Annotated in this window: 1 protein-coding gene; it reads left to right on the forward strand. The window is 52.3% G+C overall.

What is annotated here, in order from left to right; translation table 11 throughout:
* Positions 1-399 (forward strand): hypothetical protein (locus AB4114_RS35955; protein ID WP_441992696.1); only part of this gene is annotated, 399 nt, incomplete at both ends.

Raw genomic sequence — 399 nt, forward strand, 5'->3', positions numbered from 1 at the left:
GTTAAGCGTACAAATTACGGATAGCTTCGGCAGCAAAAAGCCAGCGATTGACGCAACAGCAGGGCTTGGAGTGACAGGAGCAGATGCAGCAGACGTAGCGTTAAGCGTAGGAGCAGACGCGACAGATACGATCACCGTCTACTTTGATACACCAACGAACGCGGCGATTGATGCAAGCAATGTGAACACCTATGTGAGTGTAACGAAAGCGGGAGGCGGAGCTGGAAGCTTAGGTWCAACGCCGRCGGTAAGCTGGACGCTCAACAATACGGTTATGACCATCACGTTAGGCGGAACAGGCATTGACGTGAAGAAAGGCGATACGCTGAACRTTGCCGCAGGCGCATTGAAAAACATAGGGAATGAGGGCAGCATTGTTGCGCTCTCGCCTGTAATTGG

The organism is Paenibacillus sp. 2RAB27 (assembly GCF_052115445.1).
Lineage (GTDB): Bacteria > Bacillota > Bacilli > Paenibacillales > NBRC-103111 > Paenibacillus_E.